The sequence below is a fragment of the Streptomonospora wellingtoniae genome, from assembly GCF_031845375.1.
GTDB classification, from domain to species: domain Bacteria; phylum Actinomycetota; class Actinomycetes; order Streptosporangiales; family Streptosporangiaceae; genus Streptomonospora; species Streptomonospora wellingtoniae.
The window spans coordinates 144,285-161,144 of the sequence record NZ_JAVREK010000006.1 but is presented as its reverse complement, the minus strand read 5'-3'; the positions used below and the strand labels follow the sequence as shown (position 1 = coordinate 161,144).

The window sequence follows — 16,860 nt, the reverse complement described above, 5'->3', positions numbered from 1 at the left end:
GGGGCTCGCCCTCCCCGTCCTCGGCACCGCGGCGGGTCGGCCGCGGTAGGTCCGTACTCTCTCCCACTTCCCGCCTGCGGGCAAGGGCAACCGGGCGCGGCGGCCGACTGCTCGCAGGCGGTCCGCCGCCGCGCCCCGGTCGCGTATCAGGGCATCCGCTCGTAGGCCGGCAGCGTCAGGAAGTCGACGTACTCGTCGGCGAGGGCGACCTCGGTGAACAGCTGCTTGGCCTGGTCGAACAGCGCGGCGTCGTAGGCGTCGCCGTGCTGCTCGCGGATGGCGGCCATCTCCTCGTCGACGAGGCGGCGCACGAGGTCGCGGGTGACCTCGGGTCCGTCGTCGAGCGTGACGTCGTTGTGCAGCCACTGCCAGACCTGGGAGCGGGAGATCTCGGCTGTCGCGGCGTCCTCCATCAGGTTGTGGATGGCCGCCGCGCCGTTGCCGCCGATCCAGGAGGCGAGGTACTGCAGGCCGACGTTGATGTTGGCGCGCAGCCCGGCCTCGGTGACACCGCCCTCGGCGGAGTCGACGGCCAGCAGGTCGGCGGCCTTGACCGAGACGTCCTCCCGCTTGCGGTCGATCTGGTTGGGCCGCTCGCCCAGGACTCCGTCGAAGACCTCCCGGGCGACGGGCACAAGGTCGGGGTGGGCCACCCAGGAGCCGTCGAAGCCGTCGCCGGACTCGCGCGACTTGTCGTCGCGGACCTTGGCCAGGGCGCGCTCGTTGACCTCGGGGTCGCGGCGGCTGGGGATGAACGCGGCCATGCCGCCGATGGCATGGGCGCCGCGGCGGTGGCAGGTGCTCACCAGCAGTTCGGTGTAGGCGCGCATGAAGGGCGCGGTCATGGTCACGGCGTTGCGCTCCGGCATCAGGAAGCTGCGGCCGCGGGTGCGGTGCACCTTGATGATGCTGAAGAGGTAGTCCCAGCGCCCGGCGTTCAGTCCGGCGGAGTGCTCGCGCAGCTCGTAGAGGATCTCCTCCATCTCGAACGCCGCGGGGATAGTCTCGATCAGCACGGTGGCGCGGACGGTGCCCCGCGGGATCCCCAGGTGCTCCTGAGCGGCGACGAAGATGTCGTTCCACAGCCGCGCTTCGAGGTGGCTCTCCAGTTTGGGCAGATAGAAGTAGGGGCCCTTGCCCTTGTCGAGCTGGCGGCGGGCGCAGTGGAAGAGGTAGAGCGCGAAGTCGACGATGCCGCCGGCGGTGCGGGCGCCGTCGACGAGGATGTGCTTCTCGTCGAGATGCCAGCCGCGCGGGCGCACGACGACGGAGGCGAGTTCGGAGTCGTCCTTGAGCGCGTAGGACTTGCCCTCGGGGGTGGTGAAGTCGAGGGTGCGGTCCAGCGTGTCCCGCAGGTTCAACTGGCCCCCGATCATGTTCTCCCACAGCGGGGTGTTGGCGTCCTCGAAGTCGGCCAGCCAGACCTTGGCACCGGAGTTGAGCGCGTTGACCGTCATCTTGCGGTCGGTGGGCCCGGTGATCTCGATGCGCCGGTCGGTGATGCCGGGCGCGGGCGGGGCGACCTGCCAGGAAGCGTCCTCGCGGATGTGGCGGGTCTCGGGCAGGAAGTCGAGGTCGGCCCCTGCGGAGATCTGCTCCTGGCGGCGGGCGCGGGCGTCCAGCAGCTCCTGGCGCCTCCCTTCGAACCGCCGGTGCAGGTCGGCGATCAGAGCGAGGGCGTCGTCGGTGAGGATCTGGTCGAAGCGTTCGTGCATGGGGCCGGTGATCTCGACCCCGGTGGTGGCGGCCATCGGAATCCTTCCACGAAGCGAAATCTTCTTCTGGTATGTGGAATTGACGTTACTGACGGGTTCGGGTCCGGTCAACGGCGGACGCGGGGGTGTGCGGCCACTCTTTTCCCTGGTGGAAAGGACGGGTGCTTTTCCCTCCCGTCGCCCCCCGCCACCCTTGACGGAGAGGCTGCGCGTCGGGTTCTTCCCGGCGCCTTCCGCTCGGTGCCCCGCTACCCGAAGAGGCGTCGTGTCCCGCAGTCTTCTCCCTTCCGCCCGGCGCGGCCACCCTGCACATCGGGCGGCTGGCGGCGGCGCGCCACGGTAAAAGGGGGTGCCGCCTGTCAGCGGCGCGTGCAACCATCGAACCGCGGGAACAAGGACCCGCTGGCCCGACGTTGAACCAGCTGGAGGGATATGAATACTTTCGTTGACCGCGGTCCGCTCGACTCCGCCGAGCACATCCTCGCGGAGCCCGCGCACCGCTCGGCCGGACTCCGGCCGCACGCTGTCGAGGACGCCCCCGCAGTCGAACAACCCGAGCAGGGGGAGCTCGAACTCGCCGAGCGCCACGCGCTGCGCCGTGTCGAAGGGCTCTCCACCGAGCTCACCGACGTCACCGAGGTCGAGTACCGCTCGCTGCGCCTGGAGCGCGTGGTCCTTATGGGGGTGTGGACCAGCGGCACGCAGCGCGACGCCGACAACTCGCTGACCGAGCTGAAGCAGCTCGCCGAGACCGCCGGTGCCGCCGTCCTCGAAGGGGTCACCCAGCGCCGCCGCAAGCCCGACCCCGCCACCTACATCGGGCGAGGCAAGGCCGAGGAGCTGCGCGAGATCGTCGAGAGCACCGGTGCCGACACCCTGATCTGCGACGGCGAACTCGCGCCCGGCCAGCTTCGCCAGCTGGAGGACATCGTCAAGGTCAAGGTCATCGACCGGACTGCGCTCATCCTGGACATCTTCGCCCAGCACGCACGCAGCCGCGAAGGCAAGGCGCAGGTCGAGCTCGCACAACTCAGCTACCTGCTGCCGCGGCTGCGCGGCTGGGGCGCCACGCTGTCCCGCCAGGCCGGCGGCCGCGCCGGCGGAGGCAACGGCGGCGTGGGTCTGCGCGGACCCGGTGAGACCAAGATCGAGACCGACCGGCGGCGCATCAACGCCCGCATGGCCAAGCTCCGTCGGCAGCTCGCGCACATGGTGACCTCCCGCGACGTCAAGCGCGACAAGCGCCAGGTCCGCCAGGTGCCGGCCGTCTCCATCGCCGGATACACCAACGCCGGCAAGTCCAGTCTGCTCAACCGGCTCACCAACGCCGGCGTGCTGGTCGAGGACGCGCTGTTCGCCACGCTCGATCCCACTGTGCGGCAGGCGCGCACGCCCGACGGCCGGGCGTTCACGCTCAGCGACACCGTCGGGTTCGTCCGCCACCTGCCCCACGAGCTGGTCGAGGCGTTCCGCTCCACGCTGGAGGAGGTCGCCGATTCCGACCTGATCCTGCACGTCGTCGACGCCTCGCACCCCGATCCCGAGCAGCAGCTCTCTTCGGTGCGCGAGGTCTTCGCCGAGATCGGCGCGGGCGAGGTTCCCGAGGTCGTCGTCTTCAACAAGACCGACGCCGGCGACCCGCTGGTGCTCAAGCAGCTGCGCGCAAAGGAGCCGCGGGCCGTCGACGTCTCTGCGCGTACCGGATCCGGCGTCGAGGAGCTGATCGCGGCCGTCGCCGACGCGCTGCCCAGCCTGGAGCGCGAGGTCCGGGTGATGCTGCCCTACGAGCGCGGCGACCTGGTCTCGCGTGTCTACGAGGAGGGCCGCATCGTCGACCAGGAGCACACCGGCGAGGGCACCCGGCTGCACGCGTTCGTGCCCGGCCTGCTCGCCGGAAAGCTCGACGGCTACGCGGCGGTCTGACCGCGCGCTGCGGTGTAAGGTATCGCCCAAGCTGACGCATAACGGCGGAACCCCGGGCGGGGTTCCGCCGTTGTGTTGAGGACAGGTGAATCACGGGGCCGAGAGGTATACACGGCGTCGGAGGATGAACTACGGTTTTGTGCCACTGGCACCAGCCCCCGTGAGTCGCTCGCCTTCCCGGCGCACCACCTCCCCCCGCCAGTTGAGTCGAGAACGAGGTCGCTTATGTCCGCGCGTGTGTACCGGTCCGCATCCGCGATCCGGCTGCCATGACTACTGGGGCGAGCCGGTGAGACGATGACAGTACGATTGCTGACCAACATCGGGCGGCTGTGGACAGGCACCGATCTCCTCAGCAACGCTGCGATGCTCGTGCACCACGACCGCATCGCCTGGGTCGGTCCGGCAGCCGATCTCCCGCAGAGCCTGCCCGGAGTCATCGACGACATCGTCGACGTCGACGAGGTCGACAACATCGGCGGCGGCCTGGTCACGCCCGGGCTGATCGACGCCCACTGCCACCCGGTCTACGCGGGCAACCGCTACGCCGAAGTCGCCATGCGCGCCAGCGGCGCCTCCAAGTCCGAGATCAGCGGCGCGGGCGGCGGTGTGGCCTCCACCGTCACCGTGACACGCGGAACCGACCCCTGGACCCTGTGCAACGCGGTCCGCGAGCGGTTGCGGCACTGGGTGCTCTCGGGCTGCACGACCGTCGAGGCCAAGACCGGCTACCACCTCACCCGCGACGGCGAGCTCGCCGACGTCCGGCTGCTGCGCTCCCTCGAGGAGGAGCCGGGCATGCCGCGGCTGCAGGTGACGTTCTTCGCTGCGCACGCGGTGCCGCCGGAGTACTTCGGCCGCCCGCGCGACTACGTCGACGCGGTCTCCTCCTGGCTGAGCGACGCCGCCCAGGCCGGAGCCCACGGCGTCGACGTCTACTGCGACAACCAGCAGTTCACCCCCGACGACGCGCTGCGCCTGCTCTCCTCGGCACGCACCGTCGGCCTGGCCACCCACATGCACGCCTGCGCCAAGCCCCGCCACGGCGCGGTGCGCATGGGCGCCGACCTGCAGTGCTCGTCGGTCGACCTCCTGCACGATACCGATGAGGACGACGTCCTCGCGCTGGCCAAGAGCTCCACCCCGGTCGTCGTGTGCCCCACCACCTCGCTGCACGAGCGCCGCACTCCGCCGGTGCGCTCGTTGCTGGACCACGGCGTCCCGGTCGGTCTGGGCACCGACCACAACCCCGGCCAGTCCGGCACCATGTCGCTGCCGCTGGCGATCTCGATGGCGATCTCCATGTTCAACATGAGCGTTCTGGAGGCCCTCCGCGCTGCCACGGTCGGCGGTGCCTACGCGCTGGGGCTCACCGACCGCGGCTTCCTGGCGCCGGGCCAGTACGCCGACATCGTCCAGTGGGACGCCGACCACGAAGGCGCCTTCGCCTGGTCCTACGGCCTGAACACCATCCGCGTCTGGCGCGGCGGCGAGACAATCCGCTAGATCGCCGAGGGGGCCGGCAAACCCCCGTTGATCTTGTAGCTATCGTGAAGGAAAACGATTGCCAGTGACGATAGCTACAAGATCAACGGGATTCGGCCTCGGCACGACCCGTCTCCAGCGGCGGGTCCGGGCGCGGCTCATCGCTGGTTGCGGGCCGTCGCGATCTGGATGACGGCCCGTTCGAGCGCATAGGCCGGGTCGCGGCCGGCGCCCTTGATCAGCGCGTCGGTCTCGGCGACCACCGCCATCGCGCGCGCGACTCCCTGCGGGGACCAGCCGCGCGCCTGCTGGCGCAGGGTCTTCAGCTTCCACGGCGGGATCTTGGCCCGCTTGGCGAGCTCGGCGTCGGCGGCGCCGCGCTGGGGCTGGGCGACCACCGCCAGCCCGCGCACCGCACCGGCCAGTGCGCTGTTGATCAGCACCGGCGCGGTGCCCACGGCCAGGCACCAGCGCAGCTGCTCCAACGCCTCGGGCAGGCGGCCCTCGACGGCGCGGTCGGCGACTGTGAAGCCCGTGGCCTCGGCCTTGCCGCTGTGGTAGCGGGCCACGGCCGCGGTATCGACACGGCCGTCGGTGTCGGCGACCAGCTGGGTGCAGGCGGCGGCCAGCTCGCGCAGGTCGTTGCCGACCGCGTCCAGCAGCGCTTGCGCGGCGTCGCCGGTGATCTGGCGTCCGGCGCGGGAGAACTCGCCCTTGACGAACTGGAGGCGCTCGTTCGCCTTGGTGGGCTTGGCGCAGTCGAACCTGCGGGCCCCGGCCTTCAGCGCCGCGTCCAGCAGGGCTTTGCCCTTCGCTCCTCCGGCGTGGACGAGGACCAGCGCGACGTCGTCAGCCGGGTTCTTCAGCAGGGCTGAGACCTCGGCGGCCAGGTCCTTGGTCAAGTCCTGTGCGGAGCGCAGCACCACCACGCGCCCTTCGCCGAACAGGGAGGGCGAGGTGGCTTCGGCCAGCTTGCCGGCTGTGAGCTGCGCGGGCATCAGGTCGTGCACGTCGACGCCGGGGTCTCCGGCGCGCGCCGCGGCGACGATCTCGGCGACGGCGCGGTCGGCGAGCAGCTCTTCGTCGCCCACGACGACGGACAGCGGGGGAGCGGACGTGGTGGCCATAGCTGCAGCATGCCATGCCGAGGCGACGGTTCGCCGCGGCCGTACCGGATGCGGCGACGGGATCAGCCCCCCGCCCGCAGTCGCGACGCGGCCTCGGCCAGGGTCTCGGCCTGGGCGGGCCAGGAACCGCCGTCGAGGCTGAGCGTGACGGAGCGCGCGCCCGCGTCGGCGTAGGCTGCGAGGCGTTCGGCGACGCGGTCCGGCCCGCCGGTCACCGGCAACCGCGCGGCCTCCTCTTCGCTGAATCCGTGCACCCCGACCAGGTTGTCGACGAACGCCTGCACGGCGGCCGCGGAGCCGTTGAGCACTCCGTGGCCGCTGACGCTGATCCCGGGGGCCGGCCGCCCGAGCTCCGCGGCGATCTCCCGCAGGCGCTCGGCCCGCGCGGCCAGTTCGGCTGGCGCGATCAGCGAGGGCGCCCAGCCGTCGCCGTGGAGCACGGCGCGGCGCATGGCGGCCTCGGAGTTCCCGCCGACGAGGATCGGCGGGACCGCGGCGGCGGGGGTGAGGGTCACGACGTCGCCGTCCACGTCGGTGGGTTCGCCCCGCACGAGCCCCGGCAGGGTCGCCAGCACGTCGTCGGCCCGTCGGCCGCGCTCGCTGAGCGGGGCGCCCGCGGCCCGCCAGAACGGCGACCCGGGGAACCCGCCGAGGCCGGTCCCCAGCACGACGCGCCCGCCCGAGAGGTGCTGAAGCGCCTGGACCTGCGCCGCGACGAGCGCCACCGCGCGCAGCGGCAGACTCAGCACACCGGTCTCCAGGCTGATTCGGTTCGTGCGCCCCGCCGCCGCGGCGAGGACGGTCAGCGGGTCCGCGCCGGGTGTCCCGTCGCCGAACAGCAGGTCCGGCACTGAGACTCCGTCGAACCCCAGGTCTTCGAGGTGCTGCGCCATGGCGAGGTCCGGGACTCCGGCGTCGCCGACGGGCAGTGTGGCGCTGATCCGCATTCGCATTCCGATCGTCGATTCTCCGGCGGTGGCAGGCCGCCGTCGGGTCACCACGCTAAAACCTCAACTTTGATCGAGGTCAACGTCGCGTGCAGCGCCGCCACCGCCGCGGGGGAGGGGTGCGGCTTCTGCGGCGGGGCCCGCGGCGGGGGGCCGGGGTTGCGGCAGACGACCTCCGGGCCCGCGGGGCCGGGGACGACGGCGATGTCGCCGTGCACGTCGGTGCGGTAGTTGGCGGCGGCGGCCGACTGGAGCAGCGACCAGGTGGAGGGTTCGGGATGGCCGTAGGCGTTGTCGGCGCCCACGGATGTGAGCGCGATGTCGGGGCGGGTCGCGGCGAGGAACCCGGGGTCCTGGGTGCCGGCGCCGTGGTGGGGGACCTTGAGCACGTCCACGCCGCGGATGGCGTGCGTGCTGCGCAGCAGCGTGCGCTGGGCGGGCTCCTCGATGTCGCCGGTCAGCAGCACCCGAAGCGCTCCGCTCGCGGGCGGCAGGCCGGCCAGGAGTACGATGCTGCCGTCGTTTCCGCCTCGGGAGCCGGGCGGCGGCCAGACCACGTCGAGCGTCCACGGCGCGAGGCTCCACCGCTGGCCCGCGGAGGCGATGCGCACCGGGACCTCCGCGCTTCGCAGCAGGCGCACGGACGGAGGGTGGTCGAAGCCGGGCGGCAGTAGCGCGAGCCGGGTGTCCCGGCCCGACAGCGCTCCCGCCGTGCCGCCGGCGTGGTCGCCGTCGCCGTGGGTGATCACCAGCAGGCCGATACTGCGGACGCGCAGGTCGGTCAGGCACCGCGAGACCGCCACCGGGTCGGGCCCGGTGTCGACGACCACGGCCCGTCCGCCGTCGGTGCGCAGGACCAGCGCGTCTCCCTGGCCGACGCGGCAGGCCACCACGGCCCAGCCCGCCGGAGGCCAGGCGGGTGCCAGCCAGTGCAGGCAGAGCGCGGTCAGCGCCGCGGCCAGTCCTGCCGCACACACCACGAGGCGGACCCGGCCGCGGAGTACAAGCAGCACCACGAGCATGGCTGCCAGGCAGACGGCGCCCGCTGCCGTGGAGGGCCACGGCAGGGCACGCCCCGGCAGCCGGGCCGCGGTGGCGGCCACGGCGGCGACCCACAGCACGGCGGTGCCGGGCAGCCACGCCGCGACGCCGGCCGCGGCCGGCCACACCAGGGCCAGGCCCGCGACGGCGAACCCGCCGACCGTCGCGATCGGAACGGCCGGCGCCGCCAGCACGTTGGCGGGTACGGCCACCCAGCTCACCTCGGCCGAGAGCACCACGAGCAGCGGAAGGCACGCCACGTGCGCAGCCAGCGCGACGGCCACGGCTTCGGCGGCCCACCGCGGCATGCGTGCCGACCAGCGGTCCCGCCATCCTGGAGCGAGCACCATGATCCCGCCGGTGGCCAGCACCGACAGAGCGAACCCGAAGGAGCGGGAGAGGCCGGGGTCGAACAGCAGCAGGCCCAGCACCGATGCGGCCAGCGCCGTCAGACCCACGCGAGGGCGCCCCAGCGCCAGAGCCGCCAGCGAGACGGCTGCCATGAAAGCGGCCCGCAACACACTCGGCTCGGCCCGCGCCAGCAGGATGAACGCCGCGATGGTGACGGCGCCGACGAAGGCCGCGGTCCATCCCGGGCGGCCGAGCCCCCGGCAGGCGGCGAGTGCCACACCGGTCATGATCGCGAGGTTGGAGCCGCTGACCGCGAGCAGGTGGGTCAGTCCGCTGTCCTCGAAGGCGGCGACCGTCTGCGGCTCCAGACCCGAGGTGTCGCCTACGACGAGCGCGGGCAGCAGGCCGGCGGCCGGATCGGGGAGACCCGCAGCCGCCCGGCGCAGCCGTGCGCGGGCGTCTCCGGCCCACTCCTGCCAGGCCGAGGGCGGAAGGACGCGGTCCGGCGGTCCCCGGACGACGAACAGCCCGCCCGTCAAACCGCCTCCGGCGGGGAGGACCGTGCCCGAGGCCCCGACGCGCTGTCCGGGCAGGAGATCGCGCCAGGCGTCGCCGGAGGCGAGCACGACGACGGGCACGCGCGTGCGCACCTGCACTCCGCCCGGCTCCGCGCCCGTGGCGGGTTCGCGCGTGCGAACCGACTCCGCGCGGGCTTCGACCACGAGCCGCTGGCGGCCGGGCGCCGGCGGTCCGCTGCGCTGCCGGGGGTCGGCGGTGACGACCAGGTCGAGCTCGGTCCACCCGCGCTCCTCGGCCAACTCGGGCAGCGGGGAGGACTCGACCGCCGCGAGGCGTCCTCCGGTCGCCAGCGCTCCTGCGGCCGAGCATGCCAGCACCGCCACGACCAGCATCGGAACCGCGCCGGCACGCCGGCGCGCGCTCAGCCACACCGCCCCCGCGCACACCGCGAGCGCGCCGGCGACCACGAGGGCGGTGCCGGAGGAGCCGCCCAGGAGCGCGGCGGTGCAGACCCACGTGCCCACCGCCGGTGGTACCAGCCGCAGGTCCGGGGCACGGGCATAGTCGGGCGCGTCCGTTCCCAGGTAGGTCACGGCCGCCTGCCCGGCGGGGCGGGCGGCCGTCTGCGCGGCGGCCGCCCGCTGGGAGCGGTCATGCGAGGCCGCCGCGGCCGCGTGGGCAGTACCGTGACCGGACGTGTGGCCGCAGTTCCCCGGGCGGCGGTCACCCGGCGGCTCCGTTGACGCGGACGCGGTCGGCGAGGTCGGAGAAGCGCTGCTCGCCGATGCCGCTGACGTCGTGCAGCTGCTCGACCGCGGCGAATCCGCCGTTCTCGGTGCGGAAGGCGACGATGCGCTCGGCGAGCACGGGGCCGACTCCCGGTAGCTCCTGGAGCTGGTCGGCGGTCGCGGTGTTGAGGTCGATCGGAGCGGGTGGGGCCGTGCCGCCGGCTCCCCCTCCTGCGCCGTGGGCGGGCGGGGGAGCCGCGGAGGCCCCGACGAGGATCTGCTCGCCGTCGACCAGGGGCCGCGCCAGGTTGAGGGTCTCGGTGTCGGCGGTCGTGCCGCCGGCCTCCTCGACGGCGTCGGCGACCCGGGAGCCCGCTGGGAGGGTGACGAGGCCGGGGGAGCGGACGTCGCCGCCGACGTGCACCGTGACGTCCGCGGCGGCCGGGGTCGGGGACGCCGCGGACGCGGGCGCTGCGGGCCCTGCGGGCGGCGCGGGCGCCGTTCCCTCGGCCTTGGGCAGCTGTGTGGCCCCGGCCTGGAGAGCGGGCGGCTCGGGTTCGGGACGGGCTTGCAGGAGGAACCAGCCGGTCGCCGCGGCGGCCACGACGCACACCCCGAGCAGTGCGCGCAGGCCGGCGCGGCCCAGCCGCGGCTGGTCGGCCAGCCCGGGGGCCAGGCGTTCGACGAGCGCGGACCAGCGCCGCCACCGGACGAGCTCCGGCCCGACTTCCTCATAGCCCCGCGGCGGCGCAGTGGGGCGCGGCACATCGCGCTCGGCCCGCACGCGTGGGACGTCGGCGCCGTGGCCGTCGGGCGCTGGGGTGGGGTGCGGTCCGGGTACTGCTCCCGCAGCGGGTGGAGGGGTGCGTCCGCCGGGGTCGGTGGGCGCGTGCCGCCGGGCGTCGGTGCCGTCGGCAGCCCTACCGCCAGGCTCCGGCTCCGGCTCCGCGAGCGCAACAGGGCCGGGCGCGGCGGCCTCGCCGTCGGCGGGGGAGCCCGGCGGAGCGGGTCGATTCCGCGCCTCCTGCCGCGCGTGCCTGCCGCGCCGCTTCCGCTGCGGTGGCCGCCCCGAGACGTGCTCCGAGGTGCCGTGCTCGGTCGCCTCGCTCACCGCGGTGCGGGCGCGGCGGTGCCGCCCGACGCGGTCATGGGGCTCGCCCGCAGTGCCGGTCCCCGATCGGCCGCCGGGCTCGGCCGAGGCGGCCGGATGAGCGGCGTCGCCCCCGTCGCACGGCGGACCCGGTGGGCGTCTGCGTCCGGAGGCGTCGCCCGGGTCGTCCGCAGGCGGCAACGGCTCGGCCCGATCGGATCCGGGGCGGCGGGCTCCGTGCAGTGCGGTCCCGTGGGTGCCCGGACGCGTGGCGTAGGGCGGAGGCGGCGGGTCGCCCGCGGGGCGGCCCTTCGTGCCTCCCGTGCTCTCCGGAGCGCGAGGCCTGCGGTCACCGCCGGTCGGCTGGACGGCGTAGGGAGGCGGTGGTGGGTCGTCGGTCCGGGGCGGGAGGTCCTGCGCGCCGGGATCGGGGCGGTCCGGGTGGTGCGGTGCGGAGCGGCCGGTAGCGGCGGTGCCTCGTACGGGGCCCTCCTGCGCGGCGCACCGGCCGGGTGCGGCGCGCTGTGGTTCGTCGGCGGCAGAGGATCCCGGGTGGGGCGGCGGTCGGCGGGCGGATTGCGGAGGCGCTGGGATTCGGCGGTCGGTGCCCTGCGGAGCGGCGCGACCCGCCGGAACGGGTGGCGGTGCGCCCGCGGTCGCCGGTTCGGGACCGTCGCCGCCGCGCGCGGTGGCATAGGGCGGAGGCGGCGGGAGGTCGCGAGCGCGTCCCTCACCGCGCGCTGGAGGTGCCTGAGGGGTGCCGGTCGCCCCAGAACCGGTCGGCTCCGAGGCGGGCTGACGGTGCGGCGGGTGGTCGGACCGCGCTTGGAGCCGGCGTAGCGCGGCGATGGCGTCGGGGTCGGTGGAAGCGGGTGTGCGGCGGGGGCGGCGGGCGGGCAGTGCAGGCGACATGGGCAAGAAGCTAGGCGCCTGCGCACCCGCTCGTCATGCCGGATCTCGCGGCTGTGGAAAACCACGCGCCCGGGCGGGCCCGGCGATCGGGGCGGCCGCGCTCGACCGGTGGGCGACGGGGGCGAGCGGCGGCGAGCGGCGCGCGGACCGCCCCGGCCGGTCCGCGCGACGGGCTCAGTGCACCCCGTCGCCGGCGTCCGGGGCGCCGGGAACCGCAGCCGTGATCCCGGTGATCAGGTTTCGCAGCAGCCGGGCGATCTCCAGGTGCTGTCCTGCGGCGACCCCGGGCTCGACGTCGGGGAACAGGCGGCTCCAGGCCAGCGAGCGGCCCATCGCGGCCAGACGGGTCGCCCGGGGGACCGCGGCGCGCAGGGCCGGGGCCGGGTGGGCCTGCGTCCACGGTTCCAGGTAGGCGTCACGCAGGCGCCGCTCGGCGCGGGGGTCGGCGCCGAGTTCGCGGACGGCGATGCGCAGCGGTACGAGCAGGCTGAAGAACGGGTGGCCGACCGCGGCGTCGCCCCAGTCGGCGAAGCGGTAGCCGCCGTCGAGCACGAAGACGTTGCCCACGTGCAGATCGGCGTGGTCCAGCGACGGCGGCAGCCCCGTGTCGTCGAGCGCCTTGCACTCGGCGTCGAAGGCCGACCGGTGGCTGATGAGCAGGTCGGCGCCGTCGCCGAGCGCCTCGGCGACGGCGGGGTCGGCGAGGAAGCCGTCCAGCAGACGCCCCAGGGCAGCCGGCCGCAGATCGGGGACGTCCAGGGCCAGCATGTCGCGGGCGCGGGCGGCGAGGAGCCGCTGCGTCTCGCTGTAGGCGCCCAGCGCGGCCTCCCACACGCCGAAGTCGTCGACGGAGGCCATCTGCTCGCGCAGCGTGGTGCCCGCGTCGGGCAGCAGGGACCAGCCGCGTTCGACGTCGACGCCCAGCGGGGTGAGGACCCTGCCCGGCACCCACGTGTACAGGGCCCCGTGCAGCGCCGCCTCGAACTCGCCTCCCGGCGCGTTGGCCTTGAACCAGACCGGCCCCGAGGTGGCGGTGAAGCGGGCTGTCGTCGACCACGGCCGCACCCGCACCCGCGGGGGATCGGCCAGCAGCCGCTCGCCGCGTTCGGCGAGGCGGTCCGCAATCCAGAAGCGTACGCTTGCACGCCGGTCGGGGTCGTCCCACAGGCTCAGCCGGAGGTCGGTGAAGTCCACGGGCCCTACCGTAGTGTCCGCTCCTCCGCTCCTCCGCGGCTCGCACGGTGCTTCGGCCTAGCTGCCGCGCCGCGGGAGGCCGGGTGCCCGCCGCGCCTGAGCGTGTCCGGCGGCCGGGCACAGCAAAGGACCGCCTCCCGCTGCGCGGAAGGCGGTCGCGACGCGATCGCGCCGATGCTCGGCCGGCAGGGCCCGGTCGAGCTCAGCTCGCGTTCTGCAGCTTGTCCAGACGCTGGGCGATGGCGCTCTTGCGGTTGGCCGCCTGGTTCTTGTGGATGACGCCCTTGCTCGCGGCCTTGTCGAGCTGGCGCGCAGCCGAGCGCTGCAGGACGACGGCCTGCTCGACGTTCCCGCCGTCGGCGGCGACCCGGAACTTGCGGATGGCCGTCTTCAGCGAGGAGCGCACCGACTGGTTGCGCTGCCGGCGCTGCTCGTTCTGCAGGATGCGCTTCTTCTGCGACTTGATGTTCGCCATGCGAAAACGTGCTCCAGTTGCTTCTGATATGCGGCCCGGGCGCGCGTGCACCTGCCGCGGGCAGCCGTTCCGCGGGGAGGCCGGTCGCGCACCGACGCCAGGTGTGTGAGTCCCAAGGGCTCATACTGAACGTGGAACGTCCGAGACACGGGACTACCATTATGCCTTGCGCAGGGGAGTGCTCGCGCCGGGCGCGCTCCGCCCCGCCCGCGGCGCCCGCGGCGCCGGTCTCGCCGGGCGACGGCTCAGCCGCCCCGGCCCTGCTGCTGGCCCGGCCCGGCGCCCGGACGCGCCCAGCCGTCCAGGTAGGCCCGCCACTGTCGGTCGGTCGCCGAGAAGTCGGCGTAGACGGCGGTGCCGAACCTCTCACGCCGCTCGCGGCCGTCCGACAAGCCGAGCCGGATGCCGCGGACCGCCGCTGCCGCCGTCTCGGCCTCCGGGTTCCGCGCGACGTGGTCGTCGGGGTAGGCGGGGACCCCCATCAGCAGCTGCACGTCCTCGGGGACCGCGTCCAGGGCCACCTGTGTCTGGCGCACGACGAAACCGCCGTAGAGCCCCTCGGTGGGCATCCCGGTGTCGTAGGACATCACGGCCACCTGGTCCAGGTGCTCGGCCACCCGTTCCAGATACCCGCCGGACCAGAACGGGTCCTTGGGCGTCAGCAGGCCGAGGGTGAACGCCAGCCCGCCCAGCGGCTCCACGGTGGGCACCGCGCTGGAGAGCAGCGCGTCCTCGGGCAGCCGGTCGCGGGTCAGCTCCAGAAGCTCGATGAGGTCCGGGTCGTTGTTGGGCACCGGCTCGAAGTTGTAGTGGACCCCGTCGAGCCCTGCGTCGATCATCCCCGCGCTCGCCTCGACCACGCGCTCGCGGACCGCCTCGTCGCCGAGGTCCAGGTCGCCCTCCTCCACGCGCTGGCCCACCCACGCCGAAACGCGCACGTCCGGAAGCTCCTCGCGGAACATGCGCAGGAAACCATCCAGCTCGGGGTGCTTTGCCGGGTCCAGCCTCCCGTCGGTCTCCAGTGGCCCCACGTGCACGTACACGTCGCTGATCCCGCCCTTCACGATGCGCGGCTTCAGCCGTGACAGCTCCTTCTGCCCATAGCGGCCGTCCACCCAGGCGTGGCCCATCCACAGCGCGTTCGAGCCGTCGGAGACGGCCCAGGAGGCCGGCTCACCGTTGTACTGCACGCGCACCAGCAGCGCCGCTCCCAGGGCCACGGCCAGGACTGCGGCGATCGCCGCGAGCACGCGCTGCAGAAACCACTTCACGACCGTCCTCCGATCTCGCATAACCTGATGTACGCCGCTCGAGCCATTCTCGCCCGGACGCGCCCCGCGGCGCGGCCCCGGACGGGTGGGATCATGGGCGGCACACCGCGCAGCTTCGCCGCCCCGCTGCGGCTCGGCGCCCCCGCCATCCTGGCCAACCTGCGAGCTATCCGAACGGAGCACGGTGCCTCAGCCGAACCGGACCGATCCCGCGCTGATCCGCAACTTCTGCATCATCGCGCACATCGACCATGGCAAGTCGACGCTGGCCGACCGCATGCTTCAGCTGACCGGCATCGTCGAGGACCGCCAGATGCGCGCGCAGTACCTCGACCGCATGGACATCGAGCGCGAGCGCGGCATCACCATCAAGTCCCAGGCGGTGCGACTGCCGTTCACGGCCCTGGACGACACCACCTACGTCCTGAACCTCATCGACACTCCCGGCCACGTCGACTTCACCTACGAGGTGTCGCGCTCCCTGGCCGCCTGCGAGGGCGCGATCCTGCTGGTCGACGCCGCCCAGGGCATCGAGGCGCAGACGCTGGCCAACCTCTACCTGGCGCTGGAGCACGACCTCACGATCATCCCGGTGCTCAACAAGATCGACCTCCCCGCGGCGATGCCCGACAAGTACGCCGCCGAGCTGGCCGGGATCATCGGCTGCGAGCCCTCCGACGTGCTCCGGGTCAGCGCCAAGACCGGCATGGGCGTGGAGGAGCTGATCAACGAGGTCGTGCGCCAGGTTCCGGCGCCGGTGGGCGACGCCGACGCGCCCGCCCGCGCGATGATCTTCGACTCGATCTACGACACCTACCGCGGCGTGGTCACCTACGTCCGGGTGGTCGACGGCCACCTGGGCACCCGCCAGCGCATCAAGATGATGGCGACCGGCGCCACCCACGAGATGCTGGAGGTGGGCGTCATCTCGCCCGAGCCGACCAAGGTCGAGGGCCTGGGCGTGGGCGAGGTCGGCTACCTCATCACCGGTGTGAAGGACGTGCGACAGTCGCGCGTCGGCGACACCGTGACCTCGGCGTCCCAGGGCGCCACGGAGATGCTGCCGGGCTATCAGGACCCCAAGCCCATGGTGTTCTCCGGGCTTTACCCCATCGACGGCAGCGACTACCCGGTGCTGCGCGACGCGCTGGAGAAGCTCCAGCTCAACGACGCGGCGCTGGCCTTCGAGCCCGAGACCTCGGCGGCCCTGGGCTTCGGCTTCCGCTGCGGCTTCCTGGGCCTGCTGCACCTGGAGATCACCCGCGCACGCCTGGAGCGGGAGTTCGACCTGGACCTGATCTCCACTGCGCCCAACGTGGTCTACCGCGTGGTCATGGAGGACGCCACCGAGCACACGGTGACCAACCCGAGCGAGTTCCCCGAAGGCAAGATCCAGGAGGTGCACGAGCCCATCGTGCGCGCCACCCTCTTGGCGCCCGCCGACTTCGTGGGCCCGATCATGGAGCTGTGCCAGGCGCGCCGCGGTGCCCTGCAGGGCATGGACTACCTGTCCGAGGACCGCGTCGAGATGCGTTACACGCTGCCGCTGGCCGAGATCGTGTTCGACTTCTTCGACCAGCTCAAGTCGCGCACCAAGGGGTTCGCCTCGCTGGACTACGAGCCTTCCGGAGAGCAGGCTTCCGACCTGGTCAAGGTGGACATCCTGCTGCAGGGCGAGATGGTCGACGCGTTCTCGGCGATCGTGCACCGCGAGAAGTCCTACGCCTACGGCGTGGACATGACCAAGAAGCTGCGCGAGCTCATCCCGCGCCAGCAGTTCGAGGTCCCGGTGCAGGCGGCGGTCGGCTCCCGGGTGATCGCGCGCGAGAACATCCGCGCCATCCGCAAGGACGTGCTCTCCAAGTGCTACGGCGGTGACATCAGCCGCAAGCGCAAGCTGCTGGAGAAGCAGAAGGAGGGCAAGCGCAAGATGAAGATGGTGGGCCGCGTGGAGGTCCCCCAGGAGGCGTTCATCTCCGCGCTCTCCACCGAGGACTCCGGAGAGAAGGACGCCAAGAAGCGCTGAGGCGCGGCACACCACCGTCGATCTTGTAGCCATCGCAAATGGAAATCGTTTTCCCT

11 protein-coding genes are annotated in these 16,860 nt (G+C 73.2%); 3 read left to right on the top strand and 8 right to left on the bottom strand.

All coding sequences use genetic code 11. The features are described 5' to 3' along the window. Nucleotides 1–146: 146 nt before the first annotated feature. A complete protein-coding gene (gene aceB / locus RM446_RS08460) occupies nucleotides 147–1,751 on the bottom strand; it encodes a malate synthase A (RefSeq protein WP_311544621.1) in 1,605 nt (534 codons plus the stop codon). Between the two features lie 396 nt (nucleotides 1,752–2,147). Here aceB and hflX point away from each other — a divergent pair, with 396 nt between their 5' ends. Both hflX and hutI read left to right on the top strand, forming a co-directional pair. Next, complete coding sequence (gene hflX / locus RM446_RS08455) at nucleotides 2,148–3,638, top strand: GTPase HflX (protein WP_311544620.1); 1,491 nt, start codon at nucleotides 2,148–2,150, stop codon at nucleotides 3,636–3,638. Nucleotides 3,639–3,935: 297 nt separating this feature from the next. Then, on the top strand, nucleotides 3,936–5,144 hold the full coding sequence (hutI, locus tag RM446_RS08450; RefSeq protein WP_311544619.1) for an imidazolonepropionase: 1,209 nt from the start codon (nucleotides 3,936–3,938) through the stop codon (nucleotides 5,142–5,144). Between the two features lie 137 nt (nucleotides 5,145–5,281). Here hutI and holA read toward each other — a convergent pair whose 3' ends face one another. From holA to RM446_RS08415, 7 genes are all read right to left on the bottom strand, one after another. Beyond that, the gene (holA, locus tag RM446_RS08445; protein ID WP_311544618.1) at nucleotides 5,282–6,250 is read right to left on the bottom strand and encodes a DNA polymerase III subunit delta; all 969 of its coding nucleotides are present in this window, start codon (nucleotides 6,248–6,250) and stop codon (nucleotides 5,282–5,284) included. A 62-nt stretch (nucleotides 6,251–6,312) separates the two neighbouring features. After that, nucleotides 6,313–7,197, bottom strand: a complete 885-nt coding sequence (locus tag RM446_RS08440; RefSeq protein ID WP_311544617.1) for an LLM class flavin-dependent oxidoreductase — start codon at nucleotides 7,195–7,197, stop codon at nucleotides 6,313–6,315. A gap of 47 nt (nucleotides 7,198–7,244) precedes the next feature. Next, a complete protein-coding gene (locus RM446_RS08435; protein WP_311544616.1) occupies nucleotides 7,245–9,701 on the bottom strand; it encodes a ComEC/Rec2 family competence protein in 2,457 nt (818 codons plus the stop codon). A 130-nt stretch (nucleotides 9,702–9,831) separates the two neighbouring features. Further along, complete coding sequence (locus RM446_RS08430; RefSeq protein WP_311544615.1) at nucleotides 9,832–10,620, bottom strand: ComEA family DNA-binding protein; 789 nt, start codon at nucleotides 10,618–10,620, stop codon at nucleotides 9,832–9,834. A gap of 1,392 nt (nucleotides 10,621–12,012) precedes the next feature. Continuing rightward, nucleotides 12,013–13,032: a phosphotransferase gene (locus RM446_RS08425; protein ID WP_311544614.1), complete on the bottom strand. Its 1,020-nt coding sequence runs from the start codon at nucleotides 13,030–13,032 to the stop codon at nucleotides 12,013–12,015. Nucleotides 13,033–13,234: 202 nt separating this feature from the next. Continuing rightward, nucleotides 13,235–13,507 (bottom strand): 30S ribosomal protein S20, encoded by a 273-nt coding sequence (rpsT, locus tag RM446_RS08420; protein ID WP_311544613.1) that lies wholly within the window; start codon nucleotides 13,505–13,507, stop codon nucleotides 13,235–13,237. Nucleotides 13,508–13,752: 245 nt separating this feature from the next. Then, entirely contained in the window at nucleotides 13,753–14,778 is a 1,026-nt protein-coding gene (locus tag RM446_RS08415) for a glycoside hydrolase family 18 protein (protein ID WP_311544612.1), read from the bottom strand. Between the two features lie 184 nt (nucleotides 14,779–14,962). Here RM446_RS08415 and lepA point away from each other — a divergent pair, with 184 nt between their 5' ends. Beyond that, nucleotides 14,963–16,804: a translation elongation factor 4 gene (gene lepA / locus RM446_RS08410; protein WP_311544611.1), complete on the top strand. Its 1,842-nt coding sequence runs from the start codon at nucleotides 14,963–14,965 to the stop codon at nucleotides 16,802–16,804. The last annotated feature ends 56 nt before the right edge of the window (nucleotides 16,805–16,860 follow it).